The sequence below is a fragment of the Paenibacillus chibensis genome (assembly GCF_004001045.1).
Lineage (GTDB): Bacteria > Bacillota > Bacilli > Paenibacillales > Paenibacillaceae > Paenibacillus_AQ > Paenibacillus_AQ chibensis.
Genome location: NZ_BIMK01000037.1, coordinates 29,520 through 49,312, shown reverse-complemented (window position 1 = coordinate 49,312; position 19,793 = coordinate 29,520). Strand labels below are relative to the sequence as shown.

23 protein-coding genes are annotated in these 19,793 nt (G+C 50.2%); 11 read left to right on the top strand and 12 right to left on the bottom strand.

Annotated elements, in window-relative coordinates:
* Nucleotides 1-2: 2 nt before the first annotated feature.
* The 5 genes from PCH05_RS22900 to PCH05_RS22880 form a co-directional block, all read right to left on the bottom strand.
* Complete coding sequence (locus PCH05_RS22900; RefSeq protein ID WP_127606265.1) at nt 3-878, bottom strand: MurR/RpiR family transcriptional regulator; 876 nt, start codon at nt 876-878, stop codon at nt 3-5.
* Nucleotides 879-1,158: 280 nt separating this feature from the next.
* Nucleotides 1,159-2,916, bottom strand: a complete 1,758-nt coding sequence (locus tag PCH05_RS22895) for an FTR1 family iron permease (RefSeq protein ID WP_246049912.1) — start codon at nt 2,914-2,916, stop codon at nt 1,159-1,161.
* 140 nt (nt 2,917-3,056) lie between these two features.
* Nucleotides 3,057-4,346, bottom strand: a complete 1,290-nt coding sequence (gene efeB, locus PCH05_RS22890) for an iron uptake transporter deferrochelatase/peroxidase subunit (protein WP_127606260.1) — start codon at nt 4,344-4,346, stop codon at nt 3,057-3,059.
* Between the two features lie 3 nt (nt 4,347-4,349).
* Nucleotides 4,350-5,216: an iron uptake system protein EfeO gene (gene efeO / locus PCH05_RS22885; RefSeq protein WP_127606258.1), complete on the bottom strand. Its 867-nt coding sequence runs from the start codon at nt 5,214-5,216 to the stop codon at nt 4,350-4,352.
* Nucleotides 5,217-5,463: 247 nt separating this feature from the next.
* Complete coding sequence (locus PCH05_RS22880) at nt 5,464-6,486, bottom strand: LacI family DNA-binding transcriptional regulator (protein ID WP_127606256.1); 1,023 nt, start codon at nt 6,484-6,486, stop codon at nt 5,464-5,466.
* 392 nt (nt 6,487-6,878) lie between these two features.
* On the opposite strand from PCH05_RS22880, the gene PCH05_RS22875 reads away from it, so the two are divergent.
* From PCH05_RS22875 to PCH05_RS22855, 5 genes are all read left to right on the top strand, one after another.
* A complete protein-coding gene (locus PCH05_RS22875; RefSeq protein ID WP_246049911.1) occupies nt 6,879-8,015 on the top strand; it encodes an ABC transporter substrate-binding protein in 1,137 nt (378 codons plus the stop codon).
* Between the two features lie 16 nt (nt 8,016-8,031).
* Nucleotides 8,032-8,973, top strand: a complete 942-nt coding sequence (locus PCH05_RS22870; RefSeq protein WP_246049910.1) for a carbohydrate ABC transporter permease — start codon at nt 8,032-8,034, stop codon at nt 8,971-8,973.
* Between the two features lie 18 nt (nt 8,974-8,991).
* Nucleotides 8,992-9,816 carry a carbohydrate ABC transporter permease gene (locus PCH05_RS22865; protein ID WP_127606250.1) on the top strand — a complete coding sequence of 275 codons (825 nt, stop codon included), beginning with the start codon at nt 8,992-8,994 and terminating at the stop codon, nt 9,814-9,816.
* 19 nt (nt 9,817-9,835) lie between these two features.
* Entirely contained in the window at nt 9,836-11,137 is a 1,302-nt protein-coding gene (gene melA, locus PCH05_RS22860; protein ID WP_127606248.1) for an alpha-galactosidase, read from the top strand.
* Nucleotides 11,138-11,227: 90 nt separating this feature from the next.
* Entirely contained in the window at nt 11,228-12,769 is a 1,542-nt protein-coding gene (locus PCH05_RS22855) for a right-handed parallel beta-helix repeat-containing protein (RefSeq protein WP_127606246.1), read from the top strand.
* Nucleotides 12,770-12,929: 160 nt separating this feature from the next.
* Here the strand turns inward: PCH05_RS22855 and PCH05_RS22850 are convergent, their stop codons facing one another.
* On the bottom strand, nt 12,930-13,223 hold the full coding sequence (locus PCH05_RS22850; RefSeq protein ID WP_127606244.1) for a transposase: 294 nt from the start codon (nt 13,221-13,223) through the stop codon (nt 12,930-12,932).
* A gap of 251 nt (nt 13,224-13,474) precedes the next feature.
* On the opposite strand from PCH05_RS22850, the gene PCH05_RS22845 reads away from it, so the two are divergent.
* Nucleotides 13,475-13,699 carry a helix-turn-helix domain-containing protein gene (locus tag PCH05_RS22845; RefSeq protein WP_036649309.1) on the top strand — a complete coding sequence of 75 codons (225 nt, stop codon included), beginning with the start codon at nt 13,475-13,477 and terminating at the stop codon, nt 13,697-13,699.
* A gap of 153 nt (nt 13,700-13,852) precedes the next feature.
* On the opposite strand, the gene PCH05_RS22840 is transcribed toward PCH05_RS22845, so the two are convergent.
* Nucleotides 13,853-14,365 carry a DUF3231 family protein gene (locus tag PCH05_RS22840; protein ID WP_127606322.1) on the bottom strand — a complete coding sequence of 171 codons (513 nt, stop codon included), beginning with the start codon at nt 14,363-14,365 and terminating at the stop codon, nt 13,853-13,855.
* Nucleotides 14,366-14,525: 160 nt separating this feature from the next.
* Here PCH05_RS22840 and PCH05_RS27420 point away from each other — a divergent pair, with 160 nt between their 5' ends.
* Nucleotides 14,526-14,693: a hypothetical protein gene (locus PCH05_RS27420; RefSeq protein WP_164766772.1), complete on the top strand. Its 168-nt coding sequence runs from the start codon at nt 14,526-14,528 to the stop codon at nt 14,691-14,693.
* 34 nt (nt 14,694-14,727) lie between these two features.
* Here PCH05_RS27420 and PCH05_RS22835 read toward each other — a convergent pair whose 3' ends face one another.
* The 3 genes from PCH05_RS22835 to PCH05_RS22825 form a co-directional block, all read right to left on the bottom strand.
* Nucleotides 14,728-15,285 (bottom strand): GNAT family N-acetyltransferase, encoded by a 558-nt coding sequence (locus tag PCH05_RS22835; protein ID WP_127606242.1) that lies wholly within the window; start codon nt 15,283-15,285, stop codon nt 14,728-14,730.
* Between the two features lie 271 nt (nt 15,286-15,556).
* On the bottom strand, nt 15,557-15,985 hold the full coding sequence (locus tag PCH05_RS22830; RefSeq protein WP_127606240.1) for an SRPBCC family protein: 429 nt from the start codon (nt 15,983-15,985) through the stop codon (nt 15,557-15,559).
* A 259-nt stretch (nt 15,986-16,244) separates the two neighbouring features.
* Nucleotides 16,245-16,628 (bottom strand): DUF1259 domain-containing protein, encoded by a 384-nt coding sequence (locus PCH05_RS22825; protein ID WP_127606238.1) that lies wholly within the window; start codon nt 16,626-16,628, stop codon nt 16,245-16,247.
* A 210-nt stretch (nt 16,629-16,838) separates the two neighbouring features.
* On the opposite strand from PCH05_RS22825, the gene PCH05_RS22820 reads away from it, so the two are divergent.
* The 4 genes from PCH05_RS22820 to PCH05_RS22805 all read left to right on the top strand — a co-directional run bounded on the left by PCH05_RS22820 (nt 16,839) and on the right by PCH05_RS22805 (nt 19,225).
* Nucleotides 16,839-17,267, top strand: coding sequence for a hypothetical protein (locus PCH05_RS22820; RefSeq protein ID WP_127606236.1), 429 nt, complete (start codon nt 16,839-16,841; stop codon nt 17,265-17,267).
* Nucleotides 17,268-17,428: 161 nt separating this feature from the next.
* The gene (locus tag PCH05_RS22815; protein WP_127606234.1) at nt 17,429-17,728 is read left to right on the top strand and encodes an ArsR/SmtB family transcription factor; all 300 of its coding nucleotides are present in this window, start codon (nt 17,429-17,431) and stop codon (nt 17,726-17,728) included.
* 117 nt (nt 17,729-17,845) lie between these two features.
* Entirely contained in the window at nt 17,846-18,793 is a 948-nt protein-coding gene (locus PCH05_RS22810; RefSeq protein ID WP_127606232.1) for an alpha/beta hydrolase, read from the top strand.
* 243 nt (nt 18,794-19,036) lie between these two features.
* Nucleotides 19,037-19,225 carry a sporulation protein Cse60 gene (locus tag PCH05_RS22805; protein ID WP_127606230.1) on the top strand — a complete coding sequence of 63 codons (189 nt, stop codon included), beginning with the start codon at nt 19,037-19,039 and terminating at the stop codon, nt 19,223-19,225.
* Between the two features lie 50 nt (nt 19,226-19,275).
* Here PCH05_RS22805 and PCH05_RS22800 read toward each other — a convergent pair whose 3' ends face one another.
* Together PCH05_RS22800 and PCH05_RS22795 are read right to left on the bottom strand one after the other, a co-directional pair.
* Complete coding sequence (locus tag PCH05_RS22800; protein ID WP_127606228.1) at nt 19,276-19,494, bottom strand: DUF6199 family natural product biosynthesis protein; 219 nt, start codon at nt 19,492-19,494, stop codon at nt 19,276-19,278.
* Nucleotides 19,495-19,507: 13 nt separating this feature from the next.
* On the bottom strand, nt 19,508-19,729 hold the full coding sequence (locus PCH05_RS22795; RefSeq protein WP_127606226.1) for a hypothetical protein: 222 nt from the start codon (nt 19,727-19,729) through the stop codon (nt 19,508-19,510).
* Nucleotides 19,730-19,793: the final 64 nt, after the last annotated feature.

Below are 19,793 nucleotides of genomic sequence, written 5' to 3'. Positions count from 1 at the left end.
GGTTAATGACCTCCTCGTGGTTTTAGATAGCTCCGGACATTCTGGTAGGATTGCTCCAGCTTGGGAACATATTGTCCGAACTGCTCGCTGTTCATGCCCATGAATAGAATATCGATAATATGAAGCTGGGCGATCCGGGAAGCCATGTCCCCTCTGCGCATGCCTTCTTCAAGCGAAGAGACGAACAGGGGAATATCGGCCATGGAAGCCAGCGTGTTGCTGCCGTAAGAAGTGAGGGTAATCGTCGCCGCTCCGCTGTCTTTGGCACAGGCCAGAGCGTTGATCGTTTCCTCGGTTTCACCGGAATAGGAAATGGCGACGGCCACGTCCCGGTCCGTCAGGGTGGAAGCTGACGTGATCTGCATATGGGGATCCGCGAAAGCCGTGCAATTTTTCCCGATCCGGATCAGCTTCTGGTAAAAGTCGAGCGCGACAACCGATGAGGTGGCCACACCGTATAAATCGATACGCTGCGCTTGGCACAGCAGGGTGATGGCCTCGGAAAGCCGGTTCATATCCAGCAGTGAAGTGGTGTCGCGTATGGAGGTCAGATGATTGGCTTCCATGGCTTCCACGATTTTGGAAAGCGGATTGTTGGCCACGATGTCCTGATAAGAAGAAGATTGGCTCCGGTCCTGCATTTCCGTATGGGCAATTTCCGCGGACAGCTTGACCTTCAAATCGGGATACCCTTTTAAATGGAAAACCTTGCAGAAGCGTGTGACCGTGGCCGGACTGGTTCCGCACTGCTCGGCCAGCTCCTTGATTCCCATATGCACAACCTCAGCCGGGGAAGATAGAATGTAATCGGCAATCCGGCGTTCCTGCTGGGAAAGTTTTTCTTTTTCCTGCGCCAGGGCATACAAGATCGGTGCCACGATAGGACCTCCTTATTCAATTTTTGTCATGAAAATTATTTTAATATTTATTTTCTGAAATAAGAAAATTATTTTTATATCTAACCCCATCATAGGCCAAAAGTCTCCTGGTGGCAAGGGGCGAAAACATGAATTTTTCAAGCAGCATTCCCCAGGAAATGACAAAGCCCGCGTTCATGAAGAATCACGGGCTTTTGGAGATCCTGCCGAAGGAGATATGAGCACAGCAATTGAGCTGGATGTAGGGTACATGGACGGGAGGAACGTTGTTTTTAAGCGGCTACGCGCTTGCTTGGGACTTTTCGTTCTTCCCGATTTCCTGACGCAAAACCTGCCATATGATATAGACCAGAATGACCATCTGCGGTATGAAGGTTTCCCAGGTTGGATACATGCCAAGCCACGAAACGGACGGCAGGGAAGACTGCGAATGACTGGACAGATGTCCGGCAACCTGAAGGGAATGGATGCTGTCGCCCAGGAAACGGAATACCAGGTAATAAATCAGCAGCGTCGCCACCAGAAAAAACGGGCGTAATGGCAGCGAAGCGCTGAGCACGATGATCGCATAGGCCAAAATGGCAAGGATCGCAAACGCGATCAATACGCCGAGTATGAGCTGCAGCATGGACATGGATGGCGCCATCCCGATATAGAAAATCGTTGTTTCGGCGCCTTCACGCAAAATGGCGAGCAAGGCAACCGTGAAAAGCGACCACAAACTGCCTTTGGCCAGTGCATTGCTGACCTGCTTGCCGACATATTGGTTCCAGGCCTTCGTGTTCGACTTGTTATGCAGCCATTGCCCGACGGTGATCATCATGACGACCGCGACGAGGCCGGTGATGCCTTCGATCAACTCACGTGCGCTGCCTGAAGCGGCTTGGGAAATTGTATAGGTCAGCAGGATGGCGAGCAGCAGCGAAAGAACCAAGCCGGTACCTGCGCCGGACCATATATATTTCCTTCCCTGACTGTTGCCGCTGCGTTTCAGATACGACAGCAGCGCGGCGATGACGAGAATGGCTTCAAGCCCTTCACGAAGCATCACGAGCGCCGCATCCCATGCGGTGTAGCTGTGGCTCCCCGCGATTGGGGTCAGGGAGGCTTTCATCTCTTCGATAACGGCCAGCGCTTCCTGGTTCTTCGGCGGCGTAGATAAGAGATAACCGGACACTTCGGACATTTGATTCTCCACTTTGGTATACAGCGCCGGAGATGAAATACGGACTACGCCTTCCACGGTCGGCCAAGCGGATATGAACTGACTCATGCTGTCGGCTGCTTTGTCGCTTTGTCCGTCCGCGGTTTGCTGACGCGCTGATTCCAGAACGCCCAGAAGGTCGGACAAGCTATAGCTGGTACCGCTTGTATCGCTTGCAGCCTGGGCTTTGCCGTCCTTGTAATCGGATAGAAGCTCAATCAGCTTCTTCATTTCCTGCGCGGCCTGTTCTTCCCGGACAGGGTCGGCCTGCAAGGCGATCCGAACAAGGCTGATCTCCGTTTCCAGCTGGCCGTAAACGGTAAAATTGTCGCTGCGGATCGGCGTTTCGCTTTTCGGCCAAGCGTTTACGATATTCTGATAGGTGGATTTGGCCTTGGCCCAATCCTTGCTTTCGATGGCAGCGAGGCTCTCCTTAGCAAAAGGCAGCAGCTTTCCGGCCGCTTCCGCGCCTGCGGAAGCGCTGGCGCCACCGCCGGATTGTACCGTAGCGGCATCCACGTAAGCGTTAACCGCCTTGGCGAGCGTCGAGAGGGATAGCTTGGCTCCGGCGTCTTCCGTCTGAAGCTTGGACTCGGCATCCGCAAGGGCGGCGTCAACCTGAGCCTCCGCATCGGCAAGATCTTTGCCGTCCGCTTGTTTGACGGCCAGCCACAGCTCTTTAAACTGCTGCAGGTCTCCCGCAGCTTCTTTCCATTGCTGCTGTCCGGCTTCCACCAGTGCGCTGCCGACGGCAGGCAAGAGATGGTCTACCTGGGAGGTGGAGGCCGGATCTGCTTTCACCGATCCGGGAGCCGCACCTAACTGGAATATCATCAGTAAGGCGAGAACAAGGAAGCTCCATCCACCGCTTCGCGTTCTTTGATTTTGCGGGAATGGTTTAACATGATGGCTTGACGGCATAGGCTTGTGATCTCCTTTAAAGCGAATAATGAAAGGTCGGTGCGGGTGATGCATTAGAACAAGGTATCTCCGATGTAGCCGCCCTTGGAGGCCCCGGGAAAGCAGGCAAACGCTGCGCTGCCGACATGCAGAATATATTCATTCAGACGATCGCTTTTCGATAGTTTTTGCTGTAAGGCTACAAACTGTTTGAACAAATCGCGCTGGTAGCTGATGAACAGCAGTCCGGCATCGAGCTGGCCCGTTTTGGAGTCGATGCCGCCCGAATAGGAATAAGACCGGCGGAGCATCTGGATGGATCCGTCCCCCCGGGCGAGGGCAACATGAGAATCCGCGGGGATCATAGGATTGCCTTTCTCGTCTTTTTGGTTCAGATCGACCGGATCAAATTCGTTTTTGGAGCCGAGGGGAGCGCCACTGGCGCGGTAGCGTCCGAAGGTATCCTCTTGGTCCTTCAGGCTGGAACGGTCCCATATTTCGATGCGCATCCGGATGCGGCGGACCGCCATATAACTGCCGCCGGCCATCCAGGATGCGCCGTCGCCGCTTTGCGCCCATACGATCTTGTTCATGTCCTGGGCGCTGCTTACCGCCGGATTGGCGGTTCCGTCCTTGAAGCCGAGCAGGTTGCGCGGCGTTCCGCCGGTTGGATCCGCCTGTGCGGTCCGCTGGAAGCCTTCCTGCACCCAGCGCAAAACGGCTGTACCGCGTGCGATCCGCGCCAGGTTGCGGACGGCGTGGAACGCCACCTGCATGTCATCCGCGCATACCTGCACGCCGATATCGCCGCCGCACCACTGCGGTTCCAGCTGCTCTCCATTGAAGGCAGGCAGATCTTTAAAGGATGGAGGGCGTTTGGAAGCCAGCCCAAATCGGTCATCAAACAGCGACGGTCCGGCACCAAAGGTGATCGTAAGCTGGGATGGGTTAAGTCCGGCCGATTCGCCGGTGTCGACAGGCGGCAGATTCAGATTGCCGCTCTCCTCGCCGACCTGTTTGCCTTCCGCCATCGCCGCTGCGGCTGCCGTCCAGGTTTTGAACAGCTTTTGCAGCGCCTTGCTGCCGCTCGCCGTCACGTCAAAAGCCGCGAAACAAATAAAGTTTTGCGGCGGTGTGGTGATTCCGGCTTGGTGCTGGCCGTAAAACGGCACCCGGGACCCGGTGGCATCCGTTCGGGCAGCATTTGCCTTACGGTTGTTCTCGATTTTGAAGAGACTGCCGATGGCACCGCCTCCGAGAAGAAGCCCAAGACCTCCGGTACCCGCCAGACGAAGGACGTCGCGGCGGGTCATCGGTTTTTTCATGATGGAATTGTCGTTATCGTTCTGGTGTTGATCTGACATGACTTACACTCCTAGAATCTTGCCCATATTGGACAAGGGTTCAGCTAAAGCATCGAGGTTTTGGCTGAGCTTGCGGATCTGGTCCTCTTTCAGCTCGGTATAATCAACATAGCCGTCGCCTTTCTTGAAAGCGTCCAGCTCTTGTTTCAAGGCGGCGAAGCGTTCGCCGATTTCTTTTTCCAGGTCTGGATCCTTTTTCGCCAGATCGGCTTTTAGAATTTCGTAAATTTTGTCCGCGCCTTCCACGTTGGCGGCAAAGTCGTATAGATCCGTATGGGAGTATAGCTCTTCCTCGCCGGTGACTTTGGAGGACGAAACTTCGTTCAGAAGCTCCACCGCACCGGTGACCATCAGGCTGGCATCAATGTCAATGGTTTCGATTTTCGCTCTGAGAAGCTGAGCATCCTTGAGCAGTTGGTCAGCAAAGCCCTCTTGGCCTGCTGTCGTGTTATCCTCCCAAAGCGCTTTTTCAATGCGGTGGAAGCCGCGCCAGTCGGCTGCGTCAACGTCATTCACCCGTGCATCGATATCCGGGTCCAAATCTCCGAGCGCTTCGGCTACCGGCTCAATCCGTTCATAGTAAGCGCGTGCTGGCGCATAGAGCTTTTTGGCTTCGTCCAGCTTGCCGGCTTTGACCGCATTCGTGAATTTTTCCGTCTCCTTCACGAACAGGTCGCACTGCTCGACGGCGAAAGTGCGGTACTGCTCGACAGCTGCGGAGAAATCGGCGCTGGAAGCGTTGCTCGTGTCTGCTGCAGCCGGTGCAGCCGGAGGCGTCTGTTCAGCCTCGGCGTTCTCCTTTTGCCCGCATCCGCTGAAGATCAGGGATGCGACCAGCATACCGGTAGGAAGAATAACTTTGTATTTCAAGAAAAGCAGCTCCTTTTATATGGAAAGTGTGGATTTTAAATTAATAATTGATAATGATTCTCAATGTCATACCTGAAATAATAATATAGAGTTGCTTGGTGACTGTCAATATTTTTTTGTATAGGAGCACAGGAAGGAGTTCTGATCGCAATTATGCGTGTTTTGCTAATCATGCTTATACGTTAAAAAGCCTCTTTTCGGATGGAAGGTTGTGGTCTTCGCATCTTAAAAAGAGGCTTTTTTGCGGTTATGTGATGGTCCAGTGGCTGGACTGGCGGAAAATAGGCTCAAACGGCAGCAAAATCTTAATAGGCAGCGGGTATGGCGCCTCTATACTCTGCAGGAGCGTTCGTGCAGCCACGCTTCCGATTTCGAGGGTCGGAATATGAATCGTTGAAAGCGGAGGAACGGTATAGCGTGACGGTTCATTGTCATCAAAGCCGATGATGGCGAAATCCTGCGGGATCCGGTATCCCTTCTCCGAGATGGCACGCATGGCTGCCATTGCCATAATGTCACTGGCGGCAAATACGGCGGTGGGGAGCTGCTTTTTATGCCTGTCAAGGTAGCTTAGTACGAGGCGATAGGCATTGTCCGGCTCCCATTCGGCATTCAGGACATGGCGCGGATGGACCGTCAGCCCGGCTTGCTCCAAGGCCAGCTTGTAACCGCGGTATCTTTTCTCCCGTTCGAATTCTCCGGATAAACCGGTTCCGCCGATAAACATCATCTCACGGTGACCCTGATCGATCAGATGCTGGACAGCCACTCGCGCAGCCTCGACGCGGTCGAAGGAAATCGTGGGGATGTCCGGATCGGAAACGTCGATGCCGACGATGTGCTGCACATGCTTTTTAATGAAGCTGTACAGCTTGTGCTCGATGCCTTCAATCATAATCAGGCCATCCGTTTGCTCTCCGTTTGTGATTTGCTGCAATATTTCGGGTCTTTTCAAATCTTCTTGCGTCAAAATAAAGGAAATTTTATTTCCTTGGCGGGACAGTTCCTTTTCGATCCCTTCAAAAATGACAGAGAAATAAGGGTGGTAATGCCGCCCCTGCATGGTGGATACGATGCAGCCGATTTTTTGGTTAGGATGTGCGGATTCCTGCGCAGCAGGCTTCGCTGTATAGCCCAAATCACGTGCAGCATCCCAAATTTTCTGCCTTGTTTCGTAGTTGAAAAAGCGGCCCGATTCATCGGCCAAAACGCGGGAAACGGTCGAGATGGAAACGCCGACGCGTTCGGCTATATCTTTTAATGTGGGCATGATATGACCTGCCTTTAATTTCATATAAGATCCGGAGTGAAACGTTATTTCTTACTCACTATGTTAAGGAAAAGAGAAGAAAAGGTCAACATTTTTTCGGAAAAGTTGCCGCAAACAAAAGAAGTAGTTTGCGTTAAATTTTGCATAAAATAGGATTGACTATCGTTTGTAGGGGAGGTATTATTTTCATGTAAACAAGATATTTCCAGGAAGTACAATGATCAGAAAGGGGTAGTCTCATGCGTTTTTTTAATAGTTGCATGGTTTTTGCTGTTATTTGCGCAATGTTTGCAATTTCGGGTTGCACGAGTGATGCAAAAACGGATTCTTCACCCTCCAGCGCTCAAGGCGATATAAAGCTCGTTTTCTGGAGTCATCAGGAAGATGCCATTATGAATGCTTATAAGAAAGCGATTACAGCCTATGAAGCCCTTCATCCCGATGTGAAAATTGACTATCAGACCTTCCCTTACGATGTATACAACCAGAAGCTTAAAGCATCCTTTTCCGCAAAAAAACCGCCTGATATTGCCGAGATGTTCGGCACCTGGGTTCCCGAATACGCCAAAAACGGCCTGCTTGCGGAAATCCCGGACGGGGATCAGCTGATGAATGAGTATTATGAAGCGCCGCTCGGCGGATATACGCTGAACGACAAGCTGTACGGACTTCCGCTGGAATTTAATATCGAGAACGGCGGCATGCTGATCCACCCCGACATGTTAAAGGCGCAAGGCATCTCGCAGCCTCCATCCACCTGGGATGAGCTTGTAGCGGACGCCAAAAAGCTGACCATACGTGACGGGAATAGAATCAAGGTCAAGGGCTTTGATTTTGTCTCAGGCGATAATATCACGTTTACGTTTCTGTCCATGATTTTGCAGCAGAACGGCAAATACTGGGGCGATAACAACCATGTCAATTTCCAGACCCCTGAAGCCCAGAGGGCGATGACCGCTTTGACCTCCCTCATCTCCGGCGACAAAGTAGCGGATCTCACGACGTTCGGCGGCGAACTTGACACTTCGGACTATTTCTTTCAAGGCGGCTCGGCGATGACCTACCGCGGGCCTTGGTCCATCGCTGCGGGCCTGAACACGTACAAGGTGAAAGACTTTGAGTATGTGCCGGTGCCTTCCTTTACGACGAATCCGCCAGCCTTCGCGGCCGAATCGGGCTGGGGCCTGGTAGCTGCCCAGAAGAGCAAGCAGCAGCAAGCCGCGATTGATTTTATCAAGTACCTCTCGACGAATGATAATTTGTTAGATTGGAATTTGAACACCTTCACCGTTCCGGCGAAAAAAGAAGTCGCAGAGAATCCTGAATTCGTGAAAGCCAATCCGTATATGGAAACATCCCTTAATATTCTGAAGCTTGGACAATGGATTGGGCCGATTGCGGACCGCGATTACTTTTTCAAAGTGATCAATGATCACTTCCAGTTAATGACGAGCGGCCAGGAAACGGTGGAGGCAGGGCTCCAGAACATCGAGAAATCCATTAACGACAGTCAGGATCAACATAAATGATCGGAGTTGTGAGGAGATGAATCATGGCACGGCAACAAGCGGAAATCAAGCCATACCACCCCAAATAGACATGCAGGGTCCGGGAAAAAGAGGCGGGCGTAAATTTATCTACCTGTCGCTGGCTCCCATCCTGCTGCTGTTCGGCGTGTTTGCCTTTCTGCCCATCGGGTGGAGCTTAGGGCTATCCGTTTTTAAATATAATCCGCTTAGCGACAGCGCGCTGTTTGTCGGACTGGACAATTTTATCCGCATGTGGAGCGATCCGATATTTCTGAAGTCGCTCTGGGTCACGTTTAAATTCGTAGTTATCGCCGTTTTGATCAACATCGTAATTACGCTGATGTTCGCTGCCGCGATCCAAAGAATCCGAACAGGCTGGCTGCGGAATTTGATGCGAACCATCTTTTTTCTGCCGACGATCGCCCCGCTTGCCGGGACAGCCATCGTATGGAGCACCATGTTCAATTACAATCACGGGCTGTTTAACATGCTGCTCGGACAGCTCCATATCGCGCCGATCCAATGGTTAAGCGACCCGCATTACGCGCTGTACTCCGTCATCATGATGACGCTATGGGCGGATATCGGATACAATATCGTGCTCTTCATTGCGGGCCTCGATTCCATCCCGGACATGTATTATGAGGCGGCCATTCTGGACGGGGCAAACCGCTGGCATCTGTTCAGGCATGTGACGCTGCCGCTGCTCCGCAGAACGATGCTGTTTGTATCCGTCACGACCGTGGTCTCTTATTTCCAGGCCTTCGCGCAGTTCCAGATCATGACCAAGGGAGAGCCTTTTAATGAAACCAGGGTGCTTGCTTTACATATTTACGAACAGGCTTTTTCCAACTCCAACATGGGTTATGCGTCGGCCATGGCTACCGTATTTCTGATGATCATTCTAGTGGTTACCTTAGTGCAGCTCAAATTGGGGCGTACGGAGTGGGAATATTGACAAGGGGGACTTAAGCCTATGCACCGCAGAAATAAATGGATGGACGGCTCGATCATGCTGGTGCTGGCAGTGGCCGCCTGCGTGATGCTGCTGCCTTATATATGGATGGTTGTGTCTTCATTAAAAAGCAACATGGAAATCGTTTCGGGCTCGCATACGGTTTTGCCGCATCAAGTCAGCTTGGAGGGCTATCGTACCGTGCTGCTTGATGCGCCGTTTGGAAGATGGCTGATGAACAGTGCGGTGACATCGGTCGTGATTACGGCAGCGACGCTCTTCACGAGCGCTCTGGCCGGCTATATTTTTGCCAAACATCAATTTAAAGGGCAAAAGCTATTATTCATTCTGATTTTGGCCACGATGATGATTCCTTTTCAGGTTGTGATGATTCCAACCTATCTGATCACGGCGAAGCTGGGTTTGGTCAATCATCTGATGGCGATTGTTTTGCCGAACCTGGTAAGCTCCTACGGCGTTTTCTTGGCCAAGCAATTCATTGAAGACATCCCGCAGGATCTGCTGGACGCCGCAAGGATGGATGGTGCAGGTGAGCTCAGGCTGATGGTACGGATTATCGCTCCGCTCATTCTGCCGATGCTGTCCGCTCTCGGCATCTTTACCTTCATGAATTCCTGGAACAATTACTTATGGCCGCTGATTATTTTGAACGATGAGAGTAAAATGACCGTCCCTCTGGCTCTGGTTTATTTTAACGGGACGCATATGGTCAATTATAACGTCGTGATGTCGGCAGCCGTGCTGATTACGCTTCCGGTGATTGTCGTGTTCCTCATATTCCAAAAGCAATTCATCAAAGGCCTGACAATGACGGGCATGAAGTAAACCAAAGGGGAGAGTACCGATGACAAAAATTTCGATTATTGGCGCAGGCAGCGCATTTACACAGGAAATTATTACGGACATTATGCTGATTGAGGGAATTGAAGGCGGCACGATCGCGCTCGTGGATATAGACGCGGAACGACTTGAGATCGCCCGCAGGCTGGTCGCGCAAATCATTGAGCTGTCAGGTAAAAAGTGGGACGTGATCGCATCAGTCGACCGCAGAGAGGTGATCGGTGGCTCGCAGTTCGTGATCAACCAGATTGAGGTGGGCGGATTGCAAACCGTGCGCTATGAATATGAAATTCCTCTGAAATACGGCGTAAACCAGTGCATTGGTGATACCCTGGGGCCGGGAGGGCTGTTCAAGACGCTGCGCACGCTGCCGTCCTGGATGGAGATTATCCGCGATGTCGAGGATCTCTGTCCGGATACGATCATCCTGAACTACACGAACCCGATGTCGGCGGTCACGCTGCTCACGTCCAGATTCACGGAGATACCGGTGGTCGGGCTCTGCCATTCAATCCAGAACACGTCCCATCGTTTGGCTAAATTTGCGGGAGTACCTTATGAAGAGATGAAATGGAGAGCGGCCGGAATCAACCATATGTCGTGGTTTGTGGAGCTGACCCATAACGGCGAGGATCTGTACCCCGTGCTGCTTGAGAAAATGAAGGATCCGGAGCTGCTGAAAAAGGATCCCGTCCGGTTGGATGCGATGAAGTATCTGGGGGCTTTCGTCTCGGAATCCAGCGGACATTTCTCCGAATATATCCCATACTACCGCAAACGCCAATCGCTGATTGATCAGCACTGCAATGCCGGTTATAACGGGGCGACAGGCTATTATGCCGATAATTGGCCGATTTGGCGGCGGGAGAACGACGAGCGGATCATCCAGCAGCTCGAGGGAACGCTTCCGCTGGAAATGAAGCCAAGCAACGAGTATGCGGCCATCATCATTGAAGCGATGCTGAAGAATGAACCGCAAGTCATTTACGGCAATGTGCTGAACGAAGGACTGATTCATAACCTTCCGTCTGACGGGGTTGTTGAAGTTGCCTGCATGATCGACCGCAATGGCATTAATCCATGCCGTTTCGGCAGTCTGCCGGAGCATCTGGCCGCCCTGTGCCGTTCCAATATGGCATTCTTTGATTTGGCTGTCGGAGCGGTGCTTGAGAGTGACAAGGAAATGGCCCGGCATGCGCTGATGGTCGACCCGCTGTCCGCTGCCGTTTGCTCGCTTGCTGAAATCAGCGATATGTTTGAGGAGCTGTATGAAGCGGAGCGCGACTTTATCCCGGACCTGCGGTAAAGACAAGGAAATCGATGTGACTGGTTTTAAGCTTTGGACTCTTAGGGGTCCGGTTTAAAATAAAATCCGATTTTGGGAGGTTGATGATTAATGAAATTCGGTAAGACTTGGATGATTGCAGCCAGCATTGCATTACTGGGGACGGGGATCGGAAGCGTGCAGGCGCCCCGCGCTGCGGCAGCCGGGACCGAGTACTACGTCGCGACCAGCGGCAGCGATTCGAACGCGGGGACGAGCGCCTCGCCTTGGAAGACGCTTCAGCATGCGGCGGATGCCGCGGGTCCGGGCAGCACGATTTACGTCCGTGGCGGTGTCTATAATGAAAAGCTGAAGATCACGAAGTCCGGATCGGCCAACCAAGGACCGATCACGTTCACGAGCTACCCGTCCGAGCAGGCCATCATTGACGGCAGCGGTCTGACCGTCAGCGGCACCGAAGGCATCATCGACATCGCCGACGCCAGCTATATTACCGTCAAAGGTTTCGAAATTCGCAATTTTACCACCACCAAAAACAACGTCATGCCGGTGGGCATTTACGTGCACGGGGCAGGGGGCAATCTGAGCCTGTCCAACAACAAGGTCCATGACATCAAAAACACGTCCACCCCGTCAGGCACCGACCTTCTGGGCAGGGATGCGCACGGCATCGCCGTATACGGCACGAAAGCGCCGAATTCCATTCATGACGTGACGATCGACGGCAACGAGCTGTACAACCTGGTGCTGGGATCGAGCGAATCGCTCGTGGTAAACGGCAACGTCGACACCTTCTCCGTGACGAATAACAAAATCCACGATAACGACAACATCGGCATCGATGTCATCGGGTTCGAGGGCAAATCTCCGAATACCGCTTATGATCAGGCGCGAAACGGATTCATCAGCGGCAACGAGGTGTACAACATTACGTCCAACAACAACCCTTCTTACGGGAAAAAACTGCCGAACAACAGCAACGCGGCGGACGGCATCTATGTGGACGGGGGCAAGGACAGCGTTATCGAGCGGAACTACAGCTACAATAACGACATCGGGATCGAAATCGCCTCCGAGCATGCCGGCAAAGCGACGAGCAACATTACGATTCGCAGCAACCTGGTCTACAATAACCGCTTGACGGGGATCGCCATGGGCGGTTACGACACGAAGCGCGGTTCGACGGTGAACTGCAAAATCGTTAATAACACGCTGTACAAAAACGATACCTTGGGCGACGGCAGCGGCCAGCTGTACGTGCAGTATGACACGCAGAACAACACGGTCGTGAACAACATTTTCGTCGCCAGCTCCTCGAACGTGCTCATCTACAATGAGTACACCAAAAACTCGGGCAATGTGGTCGACTACAACCTGTACTTTGCTCCAGGCGGCAGCTCCAATGCGACCTGGACGTGGAAAAACAAAGAATACACGGGTTTTGCAGCATATAAAAACGGAACGGGCAACGATGCCCATTCCAAGTTTGCCGATCCGCTGTTCCTGAACGCGGCCGCAAATGACTTCCATCTGACGACTTCTTCGCCTGCCGTGGATGCCGGCTTGACGGATGCGAGCCTCATCGGCACGCTGGACATCGCAGGCAATCCGCGGGTGCAAGGCGCAGGCGTCAACATGGGCGCTTACGAGTAAGCCGCGTAGACCGGTTAAACCACCGCATGGGAAGTAAATGAAAAAGCACCCCTCTTTGCAGTCGCAAGCTCCTTATGGAGCGTGGCGATTTGCGGGAGGGGTGCTTTTTAATGGAATGGGGCGAACGGGTCTCCGAGTTCTTTCAGGTTCTCATCGTGCTTCAAGCGCGCCGGTACAGCCAGAATCCGGCCAGCAGCCGGTAGGGAATGTAAAGTCCCAGGTAAGCCCCCGTGAACAGGAACCAAGGATTCAGCAGCACATTGTGAACATCCGTCGTGAATACGGTGTCATGGGCCCGGTTCGAGTACACGGCGGCCGTAATGATGGAGCCTACGGTATAATAGCAAACCAGCGCCAGCAGGTGGAGCGCATACCGGACTACCCGGAAACGGACGGCCAGGGCCGTCATCGGGAACGGAACGACGATGAATGCGGCGATCAGCCAAAACAACAAAGCTTAGCACCTCCTTAATCCTAGTGTCGGCGCCGGATGCTTCATTTAAACTCGATGATTTTCGGCATGGGGGATGATCTCTGAATGGGCTTGCGTTGAAGTCCGGATAAGCCCTAAAGGCAGGCTATCAAGGCGCCAGCCCATTTTTTACCCTTAACGACACCATTGGCCTGAACCTTACATAATATGAGTTGACTGTATCCCTTTACCTTGTTATACCATACAAACCCGAGCAAGGAGGGGTGACACCATTGAAGGGGAACGATCATAAAAGCAAATTTTTATTGACTCACCGTGAACGTGAAGTGTTCGAGCTGCTTGTTCAGGATAAAACGACCCGCGATATCGCCGGCCAGTTGTTTATCAGTGAAAAGACGGTGCGGAACCATATCTCCAACGTCATGCAAAAACTCAATGTCAAAGGCCGTTCTCAGGCCGTCGTCGAGCTGATCAAGCTCGGGGAATTAAAGATCTGATCGATGCCTTCAAGCGCCCTTGGCCTTCTGTACTGTGTCTTCCTTATTTAATATAAGGAGGGCATGGCGAGAAGGTTCTTTGCTTTGTGGTGGGCAAGGAGAGCAACATAAACGAAAAAATCCCACTCAATGAGCAGGATGAAAAATAATTAGTTATTCGGATTCAGGTCTTTTTACTTGAAGCGGGGGAGGGATAAGCCAACCTTTTTCTTTGTTCATCTTAAGTGCTTGAACGCCCAGGCCTGCCATAGTTAGATGATATTTTGCAAATAAAGCACCAATATCCTCTCTAATGGATTGTCCCATAACTTGGCTACAAGCAACCAGGGATGCAGCAATGTCAACAGAAATTTTTGCTGCTATCTCAGGGTCAGTAAATCTTGCACCTGCTGGAATGTCTTCGATTTTCACCGGTGGTCTATCAGGCATGATTGGCGCCGCGGCAATTCCATTATCCGTGAGCAATTGATCGCACTCTTTAATCTCCAACTTTGCTTGGTCAATAAGATTGTTCAATATCTTTTTGAGCTCTTTGTCACCAGCATGATTCAGGAATGCTTGGTAGCATGATACGGCGCCTCTAGCGACCATAGAGCAACTCCATACACTAAAAATTTCACCATAATGCATAGGCTCATCTTTTGAATTACCGCTCAAAATACCCATCGTCATGTATTGCTCCTTTTTGTATTATTTACAGACATATCATGCCCAATAAACAAACAAAAATGAATGTAAGTATCAAAATCAACCCAGGTATAAGCACAGGAGGGGATACGGACAAATGGATTACCGACAGAAACGTATGATAACGATCGGGTAGACATTGAGAGCATATACGGATGAGGAAAAGCCGGAGCCGTGGGTTGTAGCATACTCGTCAGCGTTCGAATCCATGCAGCGCGACAGCAAGAAAACGGTCATGAATTCGGAATCAAAGGGGATCGGGATGCCAAGGCACAGCAGCTGTACGAATTCGCTGGTCGCAATGTGATGCTCTGCATGGCTCCAAGCCCACGGGCATGAGCTCAATCGGACGGCGTGCCTGGGTACCACACGCCAAGCCACTGCTCGGCGCCGTAGTCCTCGAATCGCCCGACCTCGGTGAACCCCAGCTTCGCCGCAACGCGCATGGAGGCCTCGTTTGCGATCTGTGTGGAGAGCACCACCGGCTCGCCGGGAAGCGCATCGGCGAACCAGTCGAGCACCGCTGCACAAGCCTCGGTGGCGTACCCGCGCCCCCACGCCTGCGGCAGGAACAGGTAGCCGAGCCCGGGCTCCCCGCCCTCTGGACGGATGTGACCCTTACACTCCGGGTCGCGCCGATCGAGCGTGATCATGCCGATCGTTGTTCCGTTGAGCTCGACCACGAAGAAGCCGAAGCGATGCCCGGGCACCTCGGGCATCGCGCGCTCGAGCTCGTCACGCGGACGGGAGCCGCCGACGTAGGTGCCCACCTCTGGTGAGGCGAACAGGTCGATCAGCGCCGCACGGTCCCGGGCCTCGGACTGGCGGAGCAAGAGCCGCTCGGTCTTGATCGGGGCAGGTGGCCAAGCGACGGGGAACACGGTGATCTCATCCGACATGGTGTAATCTCCCTTGTCTATTTAATTCTGTTAGTCCATGTCTGACAACATATATCATTAATGTATTCCTCCTTGAGACCACCTGAAATAATTTATTTGATACAATAATACCATCATAAGAGGTAACTAATTACGATGTTCCAATTTCATTACTACCAAATAAATATCCGGCTTCCAGTAAAGAACCGAAAGCCGGATAAATATTAGCCTCTCGATGGGAACGGTTGGCTTCTATATATTTTACTTATGTGAGTGTTTGGATGGGATTTACTCATTCCCTCGATTCTGATCCTTTTCTTACCTCAGCTTCGATGGTCTCTTTCATAACTTGAGATCCCCGATCAACACGAGCTTGAATCTCCGGAGCGAGTTGAACTGGAAGGAAATCGGTGGTCCACACCAGTTTCGTGATGTTGTCGTCATACGGGAGGATTTTGAAGGATGCATGATGATGCAATAATGCCATACTACTCTCTTTAACCGCATATGCCATTCGACGTTCCTTTTCATCGATGGAAACGATGATTTCACGGACCCTATTACCGTTTGACATCATCAGAGTCCTTTCGTGACCGTTCATAATGGTGTTCTCGGTATAGCCAGGGACAAGACGATGATGGACAGCACCTACGTCGCTGACCGCATTCCATACTTGCTCTGGTGAGGCATCAATCAAAATCTCCTTGCGAATTGTTGGCAAAATAATCACGCTCCTTGAGCATATTTTATTTTTGTAGAGTGATTATTCAACCAAAACTTTGTTCCACCAGCAAATAAGAGTTTCTTGGGATTTTTCTTTTAAGTTTGATTCATCGGAGGGGAGTGACGTGGCGACACATCGAGTTAAAAAGTCAGGAAAGGACCCGCCGCAGTAGAGGGTGGGAGGCATCTCAAAGATCAGTGAACAAAAGATAAAAGAGGCGTTCAGGATTCATTCCGAACGCCACAATGTTAACCAGTCAATTTTTTAGAACGTCTAACGCCGATCTTAATTTTCTGGCAAACACAATCGGGTTTTCAATGGATTCAATATGAAGATACATCAATCTGGGTTTATCGAATAACCAATGGTTGTGTACTGCGGATACTTTGAAATTACGTTTTCGAGCCGCATCTATAAAACGTTGTACTTCGGACTGTAAAAGAGTTATTTCGCCCGTATTTAACGTTGTTCCGTTTTGCAGGGATTGTATCGTGATTTCATGTTCGGTCTCGTATTTTCTACCAAGGACTCTAGCATTTAATTTTCTTTCAACCATGATAGAGCAGCTTTTCCCGTCAGACATACCCGTACCACCTAAGATGGTGGCTAGACGGTTACAAAGTGCCTTGGATATTTTCATATGATCTACTCCTTTCGTGTTGTTACAAAATATGAAAATGAGAAAGGAATGAAACAAGCAGATGACTATTTTAAAGAAATGTGCTAGAGAACGGATTAATGATTAGCCCAAGGCGGTGGGACGTACAAAAAAGGGATTTGAGCATAATTGGTGGAATAATGTCTTTCTGATACGGTTCGGATGAGATGAAGAGGAGGACGTAAGCAGTTTATGAAGCAAAGGATAACGATCGAAAACCTGAATGAACTGACGACCGAGGAAAAAGAGAAGCTGCGTATGTGGTGGCGGTTGAGATGCACCCCCGGATTGTTTGATCTCTATGCAGTGAAGGTTATGCATGATGGCATCATTCGCTACGAGGGACCTTTCGTGAAATCGGGCCATCGAGACTTTAACGAGGACGTTCATCAAGGCGAAGCGCTGCCGCTGCTTTCAATCGGACAGATGATGGAATTGGTTCAGGATAACCTGGAGAACGGCTTCGTCATTGAATATAATCAAGAAAAGACAAGTTATCGTCTTCACTGGACTATTCCTAAGATTCTTTTACCGGACAAGCTGCTGAGTGATGATATGCAACCTCCCGATATATGTGATGCGCTTTGGTTGGCGACCAAGACGGTATTAGCTAACGTATAATTTCCCAGCAGAGGTACACTATCTAGCAGCCTTTTAGGGAGAGCGCGAATTTCGTGCTCATTCGTTTCGGGCCTGGTTACCGTACCTTATTGAAATACGTACTCCCTTGTCTTACATGAAGAGAATGTGTTAGGATGACGAAATACAAAAGAGGTGTATGAATGAGTCGACAAGTGATGGACCTGTTAAAGCAATGTGCTCCGGTTTTTTCAATATTGGCAGATGAGAATCGGCAAGAAATTTTATTATTACTGGATGAAAATAAACAAATGACCGTGACAGAGCTAGCGCAAAAATTACCTTTATCTCGCCCGGCCATCTCACATCATTTGAAGCATTTACTGGATAATAAATTAGTTGAAGTTGAAAAGCGAGGCACAGAACGGCATTACTCGCTCAATTTAAAATGGGCAACACAGATTTTAAAGCTCTTAGTCATTGAACTAGAAAAAATAAACTGAATTAATCAAATATATACAATAAGCGTAGTAATATTGACACAGCCATATTAATACGCTAATTTTATGGTATAAATGTTCGTTAGTTCGAACGGAAGAACGTAAACTAGGAGTGATACCATGTCTTATAACAATCAAAATACATGGAAAGTGATCATGAATAAGCTACCTCATCCATATCGCTTTACGGATAGCTACCAACCAGCAGAGGAATGGTGGACATGGAATCAGGACCGCATTCATTTGGATACATTTAGAAACCCGGAAGCTTCGGCAAAAATCATTTTACTCCATGGTGTGGGAACGAATGGCCGACAAATTTCCTTGATCGCTGGCGGGCCTCTGTTTAAACGTGGATTCGAAACGATTATGATCGATATGCCAACCTATGGTATGACAGAAGTTACGGATCGCAATAACGTGACGTATGCGGATTGGGTGCAAATTGCTAGTGACTTCATCGATGCTGAAGCAGCTCAAGATGATCGGCCGATATTCTTATACGGCTTAAGTGCGGGAGGAATGGAAACCTATCATATCGCATGTATTAACCGCAAGGTAAAAGGCATTATTGGCATGACTTTTTTAGACCAGCGACTACAAATTGTACGTGACGAAACGACAAACAATATGTTTATGTCTCGAGTGGGTGTACCCGCAACCACCATCTCTAAAAAAATGGGATTGGGTAGATTAACATTGCCTATGAAGCTAACTTCGAAGATGAACGCATTATGTAATGATCAGGAACTTATGAAGGTATTCTTGAAAGATAAAACCTCAGCTGGTAATAAAGCGTCGATGAATTTCTTGGATAGCTACATGAACTATAAACCTGCCATCGAAGCCGAAGATTTTAATGTATGTCCAGTATTGCTGACTCAACCCGAACAAGACAGATGGACGCCTTTGCACTTAAGTACGCCATTTCTGGAGCAGATTAAAAAGGTTCCGGTTGAAATCGTTATTTTACCAAATGGCGGTCATTATCCTGTCGAGCCTGAAGCCCTGAATGTAATGAATGAGAGCATCATGAATTTTATTAATAAAGCACAGACGTCAACGTAACGAAGGTACCCTATCATCTGAAAAAATAAGAGCATGTTAAATCATATCTCCACAGGGTGGAAAAAATATAATGTTGACAACCGTCCCCGGCGGTAACCGAACTCTACCTGGCCCGAAAAAATGGATAAAAGGGTTATCCTTCCCCTGCGTCGAAATAAGAGCTCAAGGGGAGGGATGCGATCCGAAATTTATGGATTTTTTTATTTCACCTATCTAATAAGAATATTCATACGGAGGTCACGCATGAACCGGGTAAAAATATTTGAGAGCGAAACTTCGCTGGCATTGGAGCGGGAGATCAACGAGTTTCTTCATGATTCGGCCATTCAGAATCCATCCATTCACTACACGGTCGGTTCGAAGCCGGATAAAGTCAACCGTACGATTCAGATCCCGTTATATACGGCCCTGATTTATTATTCGCAAGCATAACGAATGAATGAAAACAAGCCGCTCATGGAGCGGCTTTTCCTTTTTGCGTTTCAATAGAACATTTTAAAGATCCCCAGCAGCACCATTAAGGCGCCGAAGACGATGCCGAACACGCTGCCGATCTCAACAGCCACCAGGTAATTTTCACTGGGCTCGGATGCGCCATCGACCTTCCAGCCTTGACTGCGCTCCCAATTCCAGGCAGGATGCCGAAGCTGGTACCAGCTTAACGCAAGGATTATAATGCCGAAAATGCTGATGATGAACATATGAACATCCCCCTTAAAGGAAGAAGCGGAATAACAGGAACGGGAAGGCGCAAAACGCGGCGAAAACGATAATGAAGACGATGGCGAACCGAACCAAAGGCATTTTGAAGAAGGAACGCTTTTCCGAATTGTCGTCCCGTCCTTGCGCGGCATAGGCGCTTAAACGTACATTCGACAGGCGCATCAGAAAAAATCCTGTTGAGATCATCAAAATACATATTATATATCCGAGCATCACATTCGCCTCCTTTATATATAGAACGTTTTGAATCCGAAAAGGTTACGTTTACCAACAGGCG

Coding starts and splice junctions, on each gene's coding strand:
- PCH05_RS22795 (WP_127606226.1), bottom strand. CDS start 19,729: ATGCTCGGATATATAATATGTATTTTGATGATCTCAACAGGATTTTTT.
- PCH05_RS22815 (WP_127606234.1), top strand. CDS start 17,429: ATGAGTCGACAAGTGATGGACCTGTTAAAGCAATGTGCTCCGGTTTTT.
- PCH05_RS22835 (WP_127606242.1), bottom strand. CDS start 15,285: ATGTCGGATGAGATCACCGTGTTCCCCGTCGCTTGGCCACCTGCCCCG.
- PCH05_RS22805 (WP_127606230.1), top strand. CDS start 19,037: ATGAACCGGGTAAAAATATTTGAGAGCGAAACTTCGCTGGCATTGGAG.
- PCH05_RS22810 (WP_127606232.1), top strand. CDS start 17,846: ATGTCTTATAACAATCAAAATACATGGAAAGTGATCATGAATAAGCTA.
- PCH05_RS22875 (WP_246049911.1), top strand. CDS start 6,879: ATGAATGCTTATAAGAAAGCGATTACAGCCTATGAAGCCCTTCATCCC.
- PCH05_RS22865 (WP_127606250.1), top strand. CDS start 8,992: ATGCACCGCAGAAATAAATGGATGGACGGCTCGATCATGCTGGTGCTG.
- PCH05_RS22855 (WP_127606246.1), top strand. CDS start 11,228: ATGAAATTCGGTAAGACTTGGATGATTGCAGCCAGCATTGCATTACTG.
- PCH05_RS22895 (WP_246049912.1), bottom strand. CDS start 2,916: ATGATATTCCAGTTAGGTGCGGCTCCCGGATCGGTGAAAGCAGATCCG.
- PCH05_RS22800 (WP_127606228.1), bottom strand. CDS start 19,494: ATGTTCATCATCAGCATTTTCGGCATTATAATCCTTGCGTTAAGCTGG.
- PCH05_RS22870 (WP_246049910.1), top strand. CDS start 8,032: ATGAATCATGGCACGGCAACAAGCGGAAATCAAGCCATACCACCCCAA.
- efeB (WP_127606260.1), bottom strand. CDS start 4,346: ATGTCAGATCAACACCAGAACGATAACGACAATTCCATCATGAAAAAA.
- melA (WP_127606248.1), top strand. CDS start 9,836: ATGACAAAAATTTCGATTATTGGCGCAGGCAGCGCATTTACACAGGAA.
- PCH05_RS22825 (WP_127606238.1), bottom strand. CDS start 16,628: ATGAAAATATCCAAGGCACTTTGTAACCGTCTAGCCACCATCTTAGGT.
- PCH05_RS22820 (WP_127606236.1), top strand. CDS start 16,839: ATGAAGCAAAGGATAACGATCGAAAACCTGAATGAACTGACGACCGAG.
- PCH05_RS22840 (WP_127606322.1), bottom strand. CDS start 14,365: ATGGGTATTTTGAGCGGTAATTCAAAAGATGAGCCTATGCATTATGGT.
- PCH05_RS22880 (WP_127606256.1), bottom strand. CDS start 6,486: ATGCCCACATTAAAAGATATAGCCGAACGCGTCGGCGTTTCCATCTCG.